We start from the raw sequence: 16,262 nt of genomic DNA on the forward strand, positions 1-16,262 counted from the left end.
GGATTAAAAGCGAAATCCAACAGACAGCCCGGCACGATAAATGAAACTATCCTGAAAGTCTTCGGGGTTAATATTCCGCCCGATCCCTCCGTGGATCTCCAGGGAAAACTTTTGACTGCGTGTAACCCATTTATTGCCTAACCCAAGCCCCAGAGCAAAAGAGCTATAATCCAGGTTTCTCCCTCCCGGCTGGGTGTTATTGTCGCTTTCCTCACCCGTGTAATACAAACCGAAGGCCTCGGCGAAAAATCCGCTTCTAGGGCCGTATCCAAAATAGGCCCGAAAATTTGGTCCAATACCGAAGTTTCCGTTATAGTCTTCCGCATCGTTATCAAAATAAACCGTACCTCCTATACTGGTGTCTTCACTAAGGTAATACTCGTAGCTCCCTTCAACAGTGGTGTTTACCAGGAATAAACCCATATTCAATTTTAGTTCATGGTCATTAGCTAAGGTGGGATAAGCCTGGGCCTGCATCAAATAAGCGGATAGTATTAGTAAGCCAGTAAGAATTTTTTTCATGCTAATTGAATTTCTCGGGCTGATATATACAATTTACGTTCCAAAAATGGAAAATAGCTTATGAAGAACTACTCAAAAGGATATGCTAAAACGAAAAGCCAATCCCCTTTTTGAGTTTCTCATTGTACCTCGGTACGTCAAAACTGTACAGGTACGGGGCTTTGTGTGCTTTACCCGTAAGTTGTTTCTCATGCCTCTTGAGAATATTCAGCGCCAGCATTTTTCTTTGAAAATTTCCCCTGTCCAGGCTACGGTTTAACAAGACTTCATAAAGGTTTTGAAGGTCTTGCATGGTAAATTTTTTCGACAATAAAGATAAACCGATAGGCAAATAGTTCAGTTGTGTTTGTACATGGGCAATGGCTTTTTGAAGGATGTGGCTATGGTCCAATATCAACTCCGGAAGGGCCTTTAAGGATTTCCATTCACATTGACTACTCATAAAATCGGGTTGCGGGCTTACCTTGTTGAGCTGAACCAGGGCAAAATAGCCCGTGGTAATAAAGCGATCCCGTAGGAAGGCTGAAACCTTATCCGGTTCTTTAAAAGGGTACTGCTTCAACATATTATTAAGCATCGCGATCTCGGATTTACTGCTTACAGATCGCCTGTCCTGTCCGCCAAAGGTGTAAAACTGTTGCAGGAAGATAGACCCCAGTCCGGTACGTTCCTCAAGTATCCGGGTAGCGGCCGTGTCCAGGTCTTCCGATTTCCTGATAAATCCACCCGGTAGAGACCATAGATCCTGTCCCTTTCTTCGAAGCAGAAGTACTTTTAGCTCGTTGTCGTGATACCCCAGTATCACACAGTCAATAGAGTGTCCCGGGATTACATCATTCAGATGTGCTTCAAATTGGTGAACATGATCTTCCGATCTTAAGGCCATAAACAGCTAAATTTAATGTGTCAGGTTGACACAATAAGAATAAATTTGTATTATTGTGTCAATTTTACAAAATAAAAATGAAAAAGTTTTTCAAAATACTGTTGTACATCATCGGAGGGCTGGTTGTGATCGCCCTGCTAGTCTATGGTGGATTTAAGATCAAGTGGCACAGAGCCTCAAGTGCCAATATGGAACTGGCCGGAGAACTCGCTCCGGAACTCAATATCCAGGGGCTGAAGTTTCGGGACCTGAACAAAAACGGGAAACTGGACATCTATGAGGATTTCAGGGAAAGTATCCCTGCCCGGGTAGAGGATCTGCTCTCCCAAATGACCCTTGAGGAAAAGGCGGGTTTGCTATTCATTCATATTCAGGTAATGGGTGAAGACGGGGAGCTCAATGAGATCCCTACCCTGGGCAATCCCTTTTCACTGATGCTGGAAAGTCCTTCTACCCAGATCTATCGAAAGAATATGAACCATTTCAATCTCATGGAATCCCCTTCTGCCCTGGCAACGGCTAACTGGGGCAACAGCCTTCAGGAGCTCGCTGAACGTACACGCTTAGGGATCCCGGTAACCATCGCCACAGATCCCAGACACGGTAAGGGCTTCAATGTGGGTACCACTGTTGGCACCCGTTTTATTTCGCGTTGGCCTTCACCTCTTGGTTTAGGCGCTACCCGTGATTCAGCCCTGGTACGCGAATTTGGGGATATCGCCAGGCAGGAATACCTGGCTCTTGGATTCCGGCTCGCCTTGCATCCTATGGCAGACCTGGCTACGGAACCCCGCTGGGCAAGGGTTAATGGTACCTTTGGCGAAGACGCCCACCTGAGTGCAAAACTTACAGAAGCTTATGTTTTAGGATTCCAGGGAGATAGTCTTGGTTCCAGCAGTGTGGCCTGTATGACCAAGCATTTTTCAGGCGGAGGCCCTCAGGAGGACGGCTGGGACGCTCATTTTGCATCCGGGGTTAACCAGGCCTATCCGGGGGATAATTTTGATTACCATCTCATTCCTTTTACCGACGGAGCCCTTAAAGCGAATACCGCCATGATCATGCCTTATTACGGCATTCCAAAAGAACAAACTTCGGAAGAAGTCGCTTTCGCCTTCAATAAGGATATCATTACCGGTCTGTTGCGGGATTCTTTGAACTACGACGGTGTTGTTTGTACCGACTGGGGCCTGGTAACCGATATGTTCGTTAAAACCGCATCGGCCTGGGGTGTGGAACACCTAAGCGAAAAGGATCGGGTGAAAAAGATCCTGGATGCAGGCTGTGATATGTTCGGCGGTGAGTCAAGGCCGGAACTGGTTGTGGCTCTTGTTGAGGAAGGGCAAATTAGCGAAGAAAGATTGAATACTTCCGTAAGGAGAATACTTCGTGAAAAATTCCGACTTGGCCTCTTCGAAAACGCATATGTTGATACCGAAAAACTCGGCGTAGTGGGTAACCCGGAGTTTGTTGAAAAGGGAAAAGAAGCACAGCGCAAATCTATGGTCCTGTTAAAGAACGAACAGGGCTTCCTGCCACTTTCAGGAGACAAAAAGATCTACCTTTCCGGAATGTCAGAAGGCCTGTCGGGGAAATTCCCGCAGATCGTTACGGACCCCGAGGATGCTGATATTATTGTTCAGAAGTTACAGACCCCTTTCTCTCCTCCGAAAGGAGACGATATGCTGGAGCGTTTTATTCGCCAGGGAAGACTGGACTTTGAAGAGGAAGAACTCAAGGAAATTCTGGAGCTCACCAATTCCAAACCCACAGTCACGGTACTGAGTATTGAAAGGCCTCCCGTAGTCCCTGAGATCAACAAAGCCAGCAAGGCAGTGATCGCTGATTTTGAATGTGAAGATGAGATCATTTTGGAGTTGATCTACGGAAAATTCAATCCTTCCGGAAAATTACCTCTGGAGATACCTTCCTCTCCCGAAGCGGTTCAGAACCAACTTGAAGATGTACCCTATGACTCCAAAAACCCACTATATCCCTATGGGCACGGTTTAACTTTTAATTAATGTCAATTAGCTGCTGAAAAAGTTTTAATGCCAAATGTCATTCCCTATTTTTGAGGAAAATTAGGGCAATTGAAAATAGTATCTTACAATGTAAATGGCATCCGGGCCGCACTGAATAAAGGGTTTATTGAATGGCTGGGGTCGGTAGACCCGGACGTGGTTTGCCTCCAGGAGATCAAGGCACAAAAAGAGCAATTAGACCTTTCAGTATTTGAAAATGCAGGCTTCGGCCATCACTATTGGTATAGCGCTCAGAAGAAAGGATATAGTGGAGTAGCTGTACTGTCTAAAAATGAACCGGATAACATAGAGTTTGGTACCGGAATAGATTATATGGATCACGAAGGAAGGAACCTTCGGGCAGATTTTAACGGGGTTTCGGTTATGAGTTTGTACCTGCCATCCGGTACTAATATTGATCGGCTTGAGCACAAGTTGACGTATATGGCAGACTTCCAGAAGTACATTGACAACCTTAAAAAAGACTATCCCAATCTCATCATTTGCGGGGATTACAACATATGTCATCAGGCTATCGATATCCATGATCCGGTCCGGAACAAGAATGTCTCCGGCTTTTTACCTGTTGAACGGGAATGGATAGGGAAGTTTATCGACAGTGGTTTTATCGATAGCTTCCGTCACTTCAACAAAGATCCCCACAACTACACCTGGTGGAGTTACAGAGCCAATGCCCGGGCCAACAATAAGGGTTGGAGATTGGATTATGGGATGGTAAGCAAACCCCTTGAAGAGCGACTGAAACGCTCAGTAATTCTGTCTGAAGCTAAACACAGTGACCATTGCCCCATACTTTTAGAAATTGAAGCGTGAATTTATCCGTATCGAAACAAGGATAAGCACCGGAATTGTTAATTTTGAAATCCAATTGAAGGGTAATACTTTATGATTTATACTACACTACCGCACACCGATCTCGAGGTAAGTAAGATTTGTTTGGGAACGATGACCTGGGGCCGTCAGAATACTGAAGCCGAAGGGCATGAACAAATGGATTACGCTTTCGGACAGGGGGTGAACTTTTTTGATACCGCTGAACTCTACCCTATACCACCGCATCCGGATCGATATGCGGACACCGAGAAAATAATCGGGACCTGGTTCAAAAAAACCGGGAACAGGGATAAGGTCATCCTCGCTTCCAAAATTGCCGGAAAGGCGGAGTTCACCAAGTTCATCAGGACCACTGGTTTTAAAAGAGAATCCATTATAGAGGCGGTAAACGGGAGTTTGTCCAGGCTGCAGACGGATTATATAGACCTTTATCAATTACATTGGCCTGAACGCAATACCAACTTCTTTGGTAAAAGAGGTTATAAGCACGACATCTCAGATCATTGGCAGGACAATATTCACCAGGTACTGGAAACCTTGCGGGACCTGATCAATGAAGGCAAAATTAGGTATGTGGGCTTGTCTAATGAAACGCCCTGGGGAGTTATGCGCTTCCTGGAGGAGGGAAAAGTTCATGCCAGCCTGCCCAGAATGATCAGCATTCAGAATCCCTACAGCTTGTTGAACCGTCTTTTTGAAGTAGGGCTTTCGGAGATCTCCATGCGATCCAAAATTGGCCTTCTGGCTTATTCTCCCCTTGGATTTGGGGTATTGAGCGGAAAATACCTTGGTGGGATGAAACCAGCCAACGCCAGGATCACTTTATTCCCTCACTATAGCCGTTACAACAGCGAGAATACGCAAAGGGCCACACAAAAGTATTTTGACCTGGCCCAGGAGCACGGATTGTCACTGGCTCAAATGGCTCTGGCATTCGTCAGTACGAGGCCATTCCTCACCAGCAATATCATAGGTGCTACTTCCATGACACAACTCAAAGAGAATATTGGAAGTATTGACGTAAAACTCTATGATGAGGTATTGCAGGGGATAGAGCGTATCCATGAGGAAATACCCAATCCGGCACCCTAAAAGGCACCGCTGTCTACATCCTCAATAAAACTGATCACTCCATTAAAGTAGATCTTTTGATCGTCATATTGGGAGAGATGACTACCGTTTGGGCAGAAGAGGTAGCGACCGTTCTGCACCTCCTTGGACATCCACTCCATATGTTCAGGATCCATAGTATCGTACCTGGCGCCAATAACAAGGGTAGGGACGCTTAATTCTTTCAGCCTTTCGCGAATATCCCAGTCTTTCAGTGTCGCATCACCTGTTATCCCGAATTCGCTATAGCCCTGCATATGGACATATACCTGGTTGTTTGCATGGTTCAGGCAACGCATAATGGCCTCCGGCCACTGCTCCAAAGGCTTGCGCAGTACATGTTTGGTATAATAATGTTCAAATAGCAATTCCCCGTATTTCGGGTTTTCAAAATCCCCGGCTTCCTCCATGGCTTTGATCTCGACATAAACCTTGGGATCCATTTGGGGTCCAAGTACATTTTGGGCGTAGTCATTGTATTCCGGGATACTACTCATCATATTGGAGATCACCAGCCCTTTGAGGTTTTCCTGGTATTTCAGGGCATATTCCATAGCCAGCATACCGCCCCAGGACTGACCGAGAAGATAGAAGTTATCCTTGTTCAGACCAAGGGCTTGGCGGACCTGCTCTACCTCCTCTACAAAACGTTCGGTGGTCCAAAGGCTTAAATCGTCCGGTTTATCACTGTAGTACGATCCCAATTGGTCGTAATAGATATACTCAATTTCTTCCTGGGGGAAATAGCCGTCTACACACTCGTATAGTTCATGGGTCATTCCAGGCCCTCCGTGAAGCAAGAGCACTTTTTTTGTCGGATTGTTGCCCATGCGTTTGGTCCACACCCGGAAAGTACCCAGTTCGGTCTCTATCGGGATCATTTTTATGCCGCCGGTATATTGGTCATCCCGGTTTTCAAAACTCCAATACTGGGATTGACTGGTTGCTTCAACGGCCGGATCAGTTTTGTGTTCTTTGCATGCGAAGAGGATGCCTAAGATCAGGCATGTTAGTACAAGATTTCTCATTTTAGGAAAGTTAGCTAGCCTTTAAGGTAGGGCTTTTTTGAATTTTAGCCGAAGAGATGCTGAACTACCTCCTCTATCTTGGCAACCGGTACGATCTTTATCCCCGGATCTGCCAGGCTGATCTTGTTGTTTTCGGAGACGTAGATGGTGGTAAATCCCAGTTTATCGGCTTCTGTAATTCGCTGCTCAACCCGCTGCACGGGTCTTACTTCCCCAGCCAGGCCGATCTCACCTGCAAAACATACCTGCTTCCCGATTCCAATATCAAAGTTACTGGACAAGACGGCTGCGATGACCGCCAGGTCTATGGCAGGGTCATCTACTGTAATACCCCCGGTAATATTCAGGAATACGTCTTTCGCGGCCAGTTTAAAGCCCGCCCGTTTTTCCAAAACAGCCAATAGCATATTAAGGCGCTTGGCGTGAAATCCCGTAGCAGACCTTTGTGGTGTTCCGTAAACAGCAGAACTAACCAATGCCTGAATTTCGATCAGAAGTGGTCTCATGCCCTCAACCGTGGCGGCGATGGCTGTGCCACTTAAAGGTTCCTTACTTTCAGAGATAAGTACTTCTGAGGGGTTGTTTACTTCCCGCAGACCGCTACCCTGCATTTCATAGATTCCAAGTTCTGCAGTGGATCCAAAGCGGTTTTTTAACGATCGCAATATTCTGTAAACATAATTCCGATCTCCCTCGAACTGCAACACAGTATCTACCATATGCTCCAGTATCTTGGGCCCGGCAATACTGCCGTCTTTGGTGATATGGCCTACAAGTACAACCGGGGTATGGGTTTCTTTTGCAAATTTGATAAGCTCCGAAGTGCATTCCCTGATCTGGGAGATGCTACCGGCAGATGACTCTATATAATTGGAATGTAACGTCTGGATGGAATCGATGATCACCAGGTCTGGCTCCAGCTCAGTGATATGCCGGAAGATATTCTGAGTGTTCGTTTCTGTGAGGATAAAGCAATTGTTGCTTGCAGGGAGTATCCTGTCTGCGCGCATTTTGATCTGTTTCTGACTTTCCTCACCAGAAACATAGAGCGTTTTGTGGGTTATTTTAAGGGCGATTTGAAGCAGAAGGGTACTTTTTCCGATACCCGGTTCTCCTCCTAATAGCACCAAAGATCCGGGAACCAGCCCTCCTCCAAGTACCCGGTTGAACTCCTGATCCATAAGATCTATCCGGCTTTCTTTTTCCGTGCTGATCTGATCAACCGAGACTGGTCTGCTCGATCTGGTCTTTGTTTCGGCAGAGGACTTCCAGTCTTTTGGAGACGGGCTGCTCACCACCTCTTCAACGATGGTATTCCATTCCTTACAGGCCCCGCATTGCCCAGTCCATTTGGCGTATTGGGTTCCGCAATTCTGACAAAAGAAAGCAGTTTTGGTCTTGGCCATTTACCTCATTGGTTTAGGCCAAAGGTATGTAAAGTTCGTGAAGAAATCCGGTTCCTTAGAACCCAAAATCCGCCTTAAGGGCATCAATTTTTTCCAGAGCCATTTCTTTGGTAAGAAAGTCTATTTCTTCCATCCCAAAAGCTTTTTCGAAAGTCCTCAGGGCTTTCTTTGGCTCTCCGAGTTCCTCGTAATACTCTCCTTCAAAGTAGAATCCCAGCATGGTTTCCGGATATTCTTTTTTGCAAAGTTCCGAGAGCGGTTTTAAAGACTCAAAATCGTCTTTTTTACGACATCCGGCATAAATCGCCATGATATCGTTCAGTTCTACGGATTTCCTGAAACCAAAAAGCTCCTCAATGCCCGCGTATTTGTTTTCCAGATACTGATAAACCGGTTCATCTGAGGTAAGGATCTCTGTTTTGTATTCCTTAGGGCTTATAGGTTTGAACATATTGAATATCTGATCCCAGGCTTTCCCAATACCGTAGGTCGCTACCGAAACTTCATTGGCGGTGGGATAGGAATCAAAAGTATAACTGAAATTTTCCCGATCTATAACCTTTAGGGCCCTGTCCAGTTGAAGGATCGCAGGATCCGTTTTGTTTTCAGCTTTACCCAAGATGAGATGATAGAAGATCTGCTGATCGATATCACCCAGCCTGGCAGGTATCCGGCTTTCCATTTCAGGAGCCAGGAGAGGAGAAATACTGATGTAGGCGTTGAAAAGCGACTTTTCCTTAAACAGAAAGTAATTCGCAAAGTTCGCTGTTATGTCATATCCAACGATCATCTTAAAAGGTGCAATATTATAAGTGGTTTCGAGGTATGGGATAATCTCCATTCCCAGAAACTCAAAGAAATTCTTTCCTTTTTCAGTTGGCAGACCGGTGTCTTCCTCATAGGCGCAATCCTCCCAGCGCAGGTCGTTTTTGTCCTGGTGGATACCTACCACAATTACTTCGGGCATTCCCTGGAAGGAACTGTGAAACCTGGAAATTGCTACAACCTGTTCAAAAAGGCGTTCCGCATCCAATACAACCACCAGGGGATATTTTTTTTCCGGAGAATAATCTGCCGGGAAGTAATAGGATACATCTCTACGCTCCTGCAGTTTAAAAGATTCGAAGATCTCCTGCTTTACCTGGGAAAAGCCAGGGGAAAAGCAAAAAATAGCCAGCAGAACTGTGATATAACGCGTCATAAGGTGGTTTTTAGATTTGAGAAACTATCTGTTCCTGTTCAATAACGGTAAGACCAGAAAAGATATTGCACCAAAAACCACAACCATTAGGGTCTGTGCTGTCCACATGATCCAGCCATAGGCATCACCTGAAGTCTTACTGATGCCGTATACGGACAAAGCGGCAGCTACAACGATGGGGAAGAGACCAAGCCCTCCGTTAGTTGCTGCCATGGCAAAAGCCCCTGCTACAAAGGCGACAAGGAAGGCCCCTAGTGGCAATCCAGCTGTTTCAGGCACTGTAAATTTTATGACCCAAAACATAGCGATATAGCAAGCCCAGATAAAAAAGGAGTGAAATATGAAGGCGGCTTTACGCTTCATCTTAAATATACTCAATACACCTTCCAGCAAGCCCTTGAGAAAGGTCTTGACTTTTATCGCAAAAGACGAAGTGGATTTCTTGATCAGTCGGATGGCGATAAAGAGGCCAAGGACTCCAACCAGTAACAGCCCTAATGAACCTACAAGTCCGATGCCATTTTCTTCCAGGATACCGAGAATTACATCAGTCTGGAACAACAATGCGGTGGTAATGACCAGCAGAAGCATGATCACGTCTACGATCCTTTCAGTAACAATAGTTCCAAAACCCTTTTCAAAAGGGACATTTTCATAGGTATTCAGCGCGGTTGCCCTAAGGAATTCTCCGGATCTCAGCACCAGAATATTGGCGAAATAGCTAATAAGTACTATGAGTAGATTATTCAGCAGTTTGGGCTTATACCCCAGGGGTTCCAGCAGGTAATTCCAGCGAATTGCCCTTGAAACATGACTTAAAATGCCAATAAATACGGATAGGGAGACCCATAACAGATCCGCGTTTTGTATGGATTCCAGAATTTTTTCCCGGTCTTCCGGGGAGGTTGAGAAGTAAGAATACAGTACCAACGCCACCCCAACCGCGATCGGAACTATGATTTTAAGGGTTTTCTTCAGGGATGCTTTCAAAATTAATTGAGCAAATTGGTTTCCTCATTGGGAAAAACCAAAGCCGGGTTGAACTTTTTGGCTTCCTCAATGTCCATCCAGGCATAACAGATCAGTATCAGGACGTCGCCAACCGAGACTTTTCTCGCGGCTGCTCCGTTTAATGTAAGTTCACCACTGCCTCTTGGACCTGGAATAACGTAGGTCTCAAGTCGTTCACCGTTGTTGTTATTCACAATCTGCACCTTTTCTCCATGTATTATATTGGCAGCATCCATAAGGTCTTCATCTATGGTGATGCTTCCGATATAGTTCAGGTCCGCGCCAGTGACCTTTACTCTGTGAATTTTAGATTTTACAACTTCTATTTGCATGGGACAAAGTTAATTAATTCAAGGCTATGTTATCGATGAGCCTAATACCTTCTGCATATACTGCTATAAAGGCTCTGTATTTGTTCTCTTTTTGTTTTCGCCTTATCGGTCTCAGTGTTTCCGCATCAGCAATCTCAAAATATTCCAGTTCAAGATCCGGATGAATGTTAAATTCGTTATCCACCCAATCCGAAACCTCAATAGCACTTTCCGTGCCAAATTTTACTTTGGCAGCCTGCAGGGTTTTATAGATGAAAGAAGCTTCTTTCCGCAGCCGTTTTGGCAGGCGTTCATTCCTTGAGCTCATGGCCAAACCGCTTGGTTCCCTGACAATTGGGCATCCCATGATCTCTATTGGGAGCTGCTTTTGAGAAACCAGTTTCCTAACAATCTGGAGCTGCTGATAATCTTTCTCACCAAAATAGGCCCTGTCCGGAGAAACGGCCCTGAGCAAAGCTTCCACTATGGTGGCAACGCCGTCAAAATGGCCGGGACGATGTTTTCCTTCCATAACTTCTTCGATACCGTCGAAATTATAGGATACGGATTCAACGGATTCCGGATACATCTCCCGAATGCCTGGAGCGAAAATTAGGAGTTCCTCGGAGAGCTCGCTCAGCAATTTGCTGTCTTGCTCCATAGACCTCGGGTATTTATTCAGATCTTCCGGATTATTAAATTGAGTGGGATTGATGAAAATGCTAACCACCACCACATCGTTTTCGCTGAGCGCTTGTCTAACGAGAGCCAGATGACCCTCATGCAGCGCTCCCATAGTAGGAACCATGCCTATGGTATTATTTTCGGACCTCATCAGCCTGAGCTGTGATTGGAGTTTCAATTTGGCATCAAATACCCTCATGTCAAATTATTAGAGCGAGCAAACTTACTATAATTACTGCTATTCTGCATAATTTTTGTAATTTTGCGGCTACGTTTGCCAGATAAACAAAATTTAACTTTTATGAATGGTAAAAAGATATTGTTTGTATCTTCAGAATTAGTGCCCTACTTACCAGAGAACGAAGTTTCCTTAATGTCATACGAAGCACCTAGAATGGTCAACAGCAATGGAGGCCAGATAAGGATATTCATGCCCAGGTACGGCAATATCAACGAGAGGAGGCATCAACTTCATGAGGTGATCCGTCTATCCGGGATGAACCTGGTTATCAATGACATGGATATGCCCCTGATCATAAAAGTAGCTTCCATTCCCAGGGAGCGCATACAGGTTTACTTCATAGACAACGAAGAGTATTTTAAGCGCAAGGCAACTTTTACCAATGAAGATGGCGAACTGTTTCCGGACAATGATGAACGTGCTATTTTCTTTGCGAAAGGAGTGGTGGAAACCGTAAAGAAATTGAATTGGTCTCCGGATATCATCCATATACATGGCTGGATGGCGTCACTACTTCCGCTATACCTTAAGGTTTATTACGCGGATGAACCGCTTTTTGCAGACAGCAAAATTGTTACTTCGGTATACGGCAGTGGATACGAAGGCGAACTGGATGACCAGATGAAAAAGAAAGTCGCCTTTGACGGCATTTCCGAAGAGCATATCAGTAGCCTCGACGCGCCCAGCTATAATAATTTGTTAAAAGTTGCAGTAGATTTTTCGGATGCTGTTATTTTAGCCGCGGAAGACATTCCGGAAGATCTGAAACAATACATCACCAACCTTCAAAAGCCCGTGTTGCCTTATGTCTCTCTTCAGGAATTTGAAGAGGCATATGCCAATTTTTACAGCACAGAAGTCCTAAAGTAGGCAACACATTACAACACATAATTGAGTTTATTAAAAAGTGATTTGTATTTGATCGTGTCAAAGAGAAATGTAAGGAAAAGGAAATCCGTTTTCAAAATGAAGCGAGCAGAAAATTAAAGATTGAAATGGTCAGGTTTTTATCGAAAAAGAAAAGTCTTTTACTCTTAGCAGGATTCCTTGCGATTTTGGTAGTGTCATGTGAAGAAGATCTGACTACCGTTGGAGATAACGTCATCGGAGGAGAACCCTTCACAACCGGGAGGGTCTCTTATGACGTATTCGCTTTTAACAAAAAAGTGGATGCCGTTCCTACCAATAGATTACCCATTTATCAGTTAGGATTTTTTAACGACCCCATTTACGGGCGGACAGAGGCTCAGATTACTTCTCAAATAACATTAGCAAGCGGTGCCAACCCCAGGTTTGGTACATTCCCACAAAGTACTGAGGACATTGCCGATACCGATGATAGCGATGCGACTATTCAGGAGAATGAAACCGTGACAGAGGTTATTCTTTTTATACCTTTTTTGCAAAACCCTCGCGGAGACCGGGATGGGGACGGTGTTAAGGACGAAGTAGATAATGATCCCACAGACCCGAATAGTGACGAAGACGGGGATGGGCTTTCGGATAACCAGGAACGCCTGGCCGGTACAGACCCCTTTAACCCGGATACTGACGGAGACGGTATAGGAGATGCGGAAGACACCAGTACCGCAGTCAACCGTTTTCCTATAAAAAGAGATCTGGACAGCATTTACGGGATGGTGGAAAATGTTGAGAATTCCTTTAACCTCAGGGTTTCAAGGTCCACCTTCTTTTTAAGGGATTTGGATCCGGATACGAATTTTGAAGAATCACAGGAATTCTTTTCCACTCAACAATTTGCGCCTGCCTTTGTTTCTGACGAGCTCTTTAACGGGCCTGTCACTATTACCGATGAAGAGACACTGATCTTCCAGGAAGACGATCCGGATACTGAAGAGGATGAATCCGAAGAAGCTCCGGAAAGATTCCAGCCCGGGATCAGGGTAGCCCTGGATACAGACTTCTTTCAGCAAAACATTATAGATAAGGAAGGCCAATCCGAATTATTGAGTATTTCCAATTTCCAGGAATTCTTTAGAGGTATACACCTGCAGATGACTCCTATTGACAGGGATATCATGGTGCTTTTGGATCTCACTGATGCCAGTATTACGATTACATACGAATTCGATGATCTGGACAATGGCGAGATCATCCGGTCTGAAAGTAGCTTTGTGCTGAATTTCCTGACCAGTGGTAATGCCGCTAACCCAATTCTCGGAAACGCTGTCAACACTTATATAAATGAGGATTATCCGGCTGAAATATTAAACCAGTTGGATACAGGTGAAAATGCTTCCCGTATTTACCTCAAAGGGGATTCCGGTTCGTTTGCTGAGATAAGGCTCTTCGCCGAAGACGAGGCTGGAGGAGCGGATTTTATCAATCAAATAAAGGCCAATAACTGGATCATTAACGAAGCTAATTTGGTTTTCCACGTAGACAGGGCCGCGCTAAATGCGGCGGGAACGGTCTATGAACCTTTTAGACTATACCTTTATAATACGGAAAACAACTTTCCCCTTTATAATCCGGATACCGAAAATACCTTTGCCGATTCGGCATTTGGGGTATTCCTAAATTACGATGCGCTTCTGGAAGAGGTAGATGAGAACAACGCAAAATACACGATTCGCATTACCGATCACATCAATAATATTATCATCAGGGATTCCACCAATGCCACCCTCGGGCTTGCCGTTACTCCTGATATTCGGATAACCGGGGCTCAGAACGCCATGTTGTCCGGAGGTGTAGAACGGGAACTGCCCGTAGGATCGAATATCAGCCCTCTCAGCACCGTACTTTTCGGAAGCAATATTCCAAATGAAGACGAGCGAAAACTAAAGCTGGAAATTTTCTTTACAGAGACAAACTAAGCCATTACTGCATACCACATCGAGAAAATTACCGTTATGTCGCTATAAAGGCATCAAAATGGTTTACTTCTTGTAAATTTGAGGACCTTATTTAACTATAATAAAGTGCATTAACTATGTGTGGAATTGTTGGATATATCGGGCACCGGGATGCCTACCCTATTATAATAAAAGGATTACAGCGACTGGAATACCGAGGTTATGACAGTGCCGGAATCGCGTTATACGATGGTACGGATATCAATCTGTCCAAGACCAAGGGAAAGGTTGATGACCTGAAGAATAAGTCGGAAAGCAGCATCTCCCTGAAGGGAAGCCTCGGAATAGGGCATACCCGATGGGCGACACACGGAATTCCGAATGACATAAATTCCCACCCTCACTACTCCAATTCCGGAGATCTGGTGATCATCCACAACGGTATCATTGAGAATTACGAGGCCATAAAAAAGGAGTTAACCACCAGGGGTTACACCTTTGAGTCGGATACGGACACTGAGGTGCTGGTAAATCTGATTGAGGAAGTAAAGAATAAAGAGGAGGTAAAACTTGGAAAGGCCGTTCAAATCGCGCTTAACCAGGTTATCGGGGCTTATGCTATTGCTGTTTTTGACAAGCAGAAGCCAGATGAGATCGTTGTAGCCAAACTGGGAAGCCCGCTAGCCATAGGTATAGGGAAGGATGAGTTTTTTGTGGCTTCGGATGCCTCTCCTTTTATTGAATTCACCAATAACGCCGTATACCTTGAAGATGAAGAGATGGCGATCATCAGGTTGGGGAAAGAGATAAAACTAAGAAAGATCAAGGATGACTCTATAGCCTATCCACTGGTACAGGAACTACAGATGAACCTGGAAGAAATTGAGAAGGGAGGATATGATCATTTCATGCTCAAGGAGATCTACGAACAACCCAGGGCCATTAAAGATACTTACCGCGGTCGACTCAGAGCGGCTCAGGGGATCATTAAGATGGCGGGTGTAGATGAGAACCTGGAAAAATTTCTCAATGCCAACCGGATAATAATAGTTGCCTGTGGCACTTCATGGCACGCCGGATTGGTTGCGGAGTATATTTTTGAGGATCTGGCACGGATCCCCGTGGAAGTGGAGTACGCCTCGGAATTCAGATACAGAAATCCGGTAATTACGGACAAAGACGTCCTCATTGCTATTTCCCAATCAGGGGAAACTGCAGATACGCTTGCGGCAATAAAACTGGCCAAAGAACGGGGCGCTTTTGTATTTGGAGTTTGTAATGTAGTTGGCTCTTCCATTGCGCGTGAAACCCATGCTGGAGCTTATACCCACGCCGGACCTGAAATTGGAGTGGCTTCTACCAAAGCTTTTACCACCCAGATCACGGTGCTTACTTTGCTGGCCTTAAAACTGGCCAAGGAGAAAGGAGAGTTTTCAGAATCCAAGTTCCACGAGTTTCTTTCAGAGCTGGAGAATATCCCGTCAAAAGTACAGACCACCCTGGCCTCTAATCCTTTGGTTGAAGTAATCGCACAGGCTTATAAAGACTCAGACAATTGCCTTTACCTGGGAAGAGGTTATAACTTCCCGGTTGCCCTGGAAGGTGCCTTAAAACTCAAAGAAATTAGTTATATCCATGCGGAAGGCTACCCGGCGGCGGAAATGAAGCACGGGCCTATCGCCCTCATAGACGATCAGATGCCAGTAATAGTAATTGCACCTAAAAAGGGACATTACGAAAAGGTAGTCAGTAATATACAGGAGATCAAATCCCGGAAGGGCAAGATCATCGCCATCGTTACCGCTGGTGACCGACAGGTGACGGATCTGGCCGATCATGTGATTGAAGTTCCCGAGACTATAGAAAGCCTTTCCCCCTTGTTGACCACAATACCCTTGCAATTGCTGTCGTATCACATTGCAGTGATGCGCGGATGCAATGTGGATCAGCCAAGGAATCTGGCAAAATCCGTGACGGTAGAGTAAAACTTAAAGAATAGACATAAAATGGGGTCCATTCCTAGGGGTGGGCCCTTTTTTTATTGCAGATTTCCAATTTAGGACGGGGTTTCATTGTCAAACTATTATTATGCATGCATAATTTTTTTTGATTTTTCATTCAGGATTTAAAAAAATCGGTATCTTGCCGGTGACTTGGTAACTCA

General features: G+C 45.1%; 14 protein-coding genes. 6 read left to right on the plus strand and 8 right to left on the minus strand.

Annotated features, from left to right (window positions below; all coding sequences use genetic code 11):
• Positions 1–3: 3 nt before the first annotated feature.
• Together GTQ38_RS11265 and GTQ38_RS11270 are read right to left on the minus strand one after the other, a co-directional pair.
• Complete coding sequence (locus GTQ38_RS11265) at positions 4–522, minus strand: hypothetical protein (protein WP_161435620.1); 519 nt, start codon at positions 520–522, stop codon at positions 4–6.
• A gap of 85 nt (positions 523–607) precedes the next feature.
• Positions 608–1,408 carry an NUDIX hydrolase gene (locus tag GTQ38_RS11270; protein ID WP_161435621.1) on the minus strand — a complete coding sequence of 267 codons (801 nt, stop codon included), beginning with the start codon at positions 1,406–1,408 and terminating at the stop codon, positions 608–610.
• 77 nt (positions 1,409–1,485) lie between these two features.
• Here GTQ38_RS11270 and GTQ38_RS11275 point away from each other — a divergent pair, with 77 nt between their 5' ends.
• The 3 genes from GTQ38_RS11275 (at position 1,486) to GTQ38_RS11285 (ending at position 5,379) form a co-directional block, all read left to right on the plus strand.
• A complete protein-coding gene (locus GTQ38_RS11275; protein WP_161435622.1) occupies positions 1,486–3,432 on the plus strand; it encodes a glycoside hydrolase family 3 protein in 1,947 nt (648 codons plus the stop codon).
• A 69-nt stretch (positions 3,433–3,501) separates the two neighbouring features.
• Positions 3,502–4,266, plus strand: coding sequence for an exodeoxyribonuclease III (locus GTQ38_RS11280; protein WP_161435623.1), 765 nt, complete (start codon positions 3,502–3,504; stop codon positions 4,264–4,266).
• Between the two features lie 72 nt (positions 4,267–4,338).
• Positions 4,339–5,379 (plus strand): NADP(H)-dependent aldo-keto reductase, encoded by a 1,041-nt coding sequence (locus GTQ38_RS11285; RefSeq protein ID WP_161435624.1) that lies wholly within the window; start codon positions 4,339–4,341, stop codon positions 5,377–5,379.
• Here the strand turns inward: GTQ38_RS11285 and GTQ38_RS11290 are convergent.
• The 6 genes from GTQ38_RS11290 to panC are packed head-to-tail and all read right to left on the minus strand — an operon-like array spanning position 5,376 to position 11,237.
• Positions 5,376–6,425 carry a proline iminopeptidase-family hydrolase gene (locus tag GTQ38_RS11290; RefSeq protein ID WP_161435625.1) on the minus strand — a complete coding sequence of 350 codons (1,050 nt, stop codon included), beginning with the start codon at positions 6,423–6,425 and terminating at the stop codon, positions 5,376–5,378. The two genes, GTQ38_RS11285 and GTQ38_RS11290, sit on opposite strands and share 4 nt — an antisense overlap.
• A 44-nt stretch (positions 6,426–6,469) precedes the next feature.
• Positions 6,470–7,831 carry a DNA repair protein RadA gene (gene radA, locus GTQ38_RS11295; protein WP_161435626.1) on the minus strand — a complete coding sequence of 454 codons (1,362 nt, stop codon included), beginning with the start codon at positions 7,829–7,831 and terminating at the stop codon, positions 6,470–6,472.
• 55 nt (positions 7,832–7,886) lie between these two features.
• Positions 7,887–9,032 (minus strand): alpha/beta hydrolase, encoded by a 1,146-nt coding sequence (locus GTQ38_RS11300; RefSeq protein WP_161435627.1) that lies wholly within the window; start codon positions 9,030–9,032, stop codon positions 7,887–7,889.
• A gap of 24 nt (positions 9,033–9,056) precedes the next feature.
• The gene (locus tag GTQ38_RS11305; RefSeq protein ID WP_161435628.1) at positions 9,057–10,022 is read right to left on the minus strand and encodes a lysylphosphatidylglycerol synthase transmembrane domain-containing protein; all 966 of its coding nucleotides are present in this window, start codon (positions 10,020–10,022) and stop codon (positions 9,057–9,059) included.
• Positions 10,023–10,024: 2 nt separating this feature from the next.
• Complete coding sequence (gene panD, locus GTQ38_RS11310) at positions 10,025–10,375, minus strand: aspartate 1-decarboxylase (protein WP_161435629.1); 351 nt, start codon at positions 10,373–10,375, stop codon at positions 10,025–10,027.
• 13 nt (positions 10,376–10,388) lie between these two features.
• A complete protein-coding gene (gene panC / locus GTQ38_RS11315) occupies positions 10,389–11,237 on the minus strand; it encodes a pantoate--beta-alanine ligase (protein WP_161435630.1) in 849 nt (282 codons plus the stop codon).
• Positions 11,238–11,339: 102 nt separating this feature from the next.
• Between panC and GTQ38_RS11320 the strand changes: the two genes are divergently transcribed.
• From GTQ38_RS11320 to glmS, 3 genes are all read left to right on the plus strand, one after another.
• Positions 11,340–12,149, plus strand: coding sequence for a glycogen/starch synthase (locus tag GTQ38_RS11320; RefSeq protein ID WP_161435631.1), 810 nt, complete (start codon positions 11,340–11,342; stop codon positions 12,147–12,149).
• A gap of 125 nt (positions 12,150–12,274) precedes the next feature.
• Positions 12,275–14,119: a DUF4270 domain-containing protein gene (locus tag GTQ38_RS11325; protein WP_161435632.1), complete on the plus strand. Its 1,845-nt coding sequence runs from the start codon at positions 12,275–12,277 to the stop codon at positions 14,117–14,119.
• A gap of 116 nt (positions 14,120–14,235) precedes the next feature.
• The gene (glmS, locus tag GTQ38_RS11330; RefSeq protein ID WP_161435633.1) at positions 14,236–16,083 is read left to right on the plus strand and encodes a glutamine--fructose-6-phosphate transaminase (isomerizing); all 1,848 of its coding nucleotides are present in this window, start codon (positions 14,236–14,238) and stop codon (positions 16,081–16,083) included.
• The last annotated feature ends 179 nt before the right edge of the window (positions 16,084–16,262 follow it).

The sequence above is a fragment of the Poritiphilus flavus genome, from assembly GCF_009901585.1.
Lineage (GTDB): Bacteria > Bacteroidota > Bacteroidia > Flavobacteriales > Flavobacteriaceae > Poritiphilus > Poritiphilus flavus.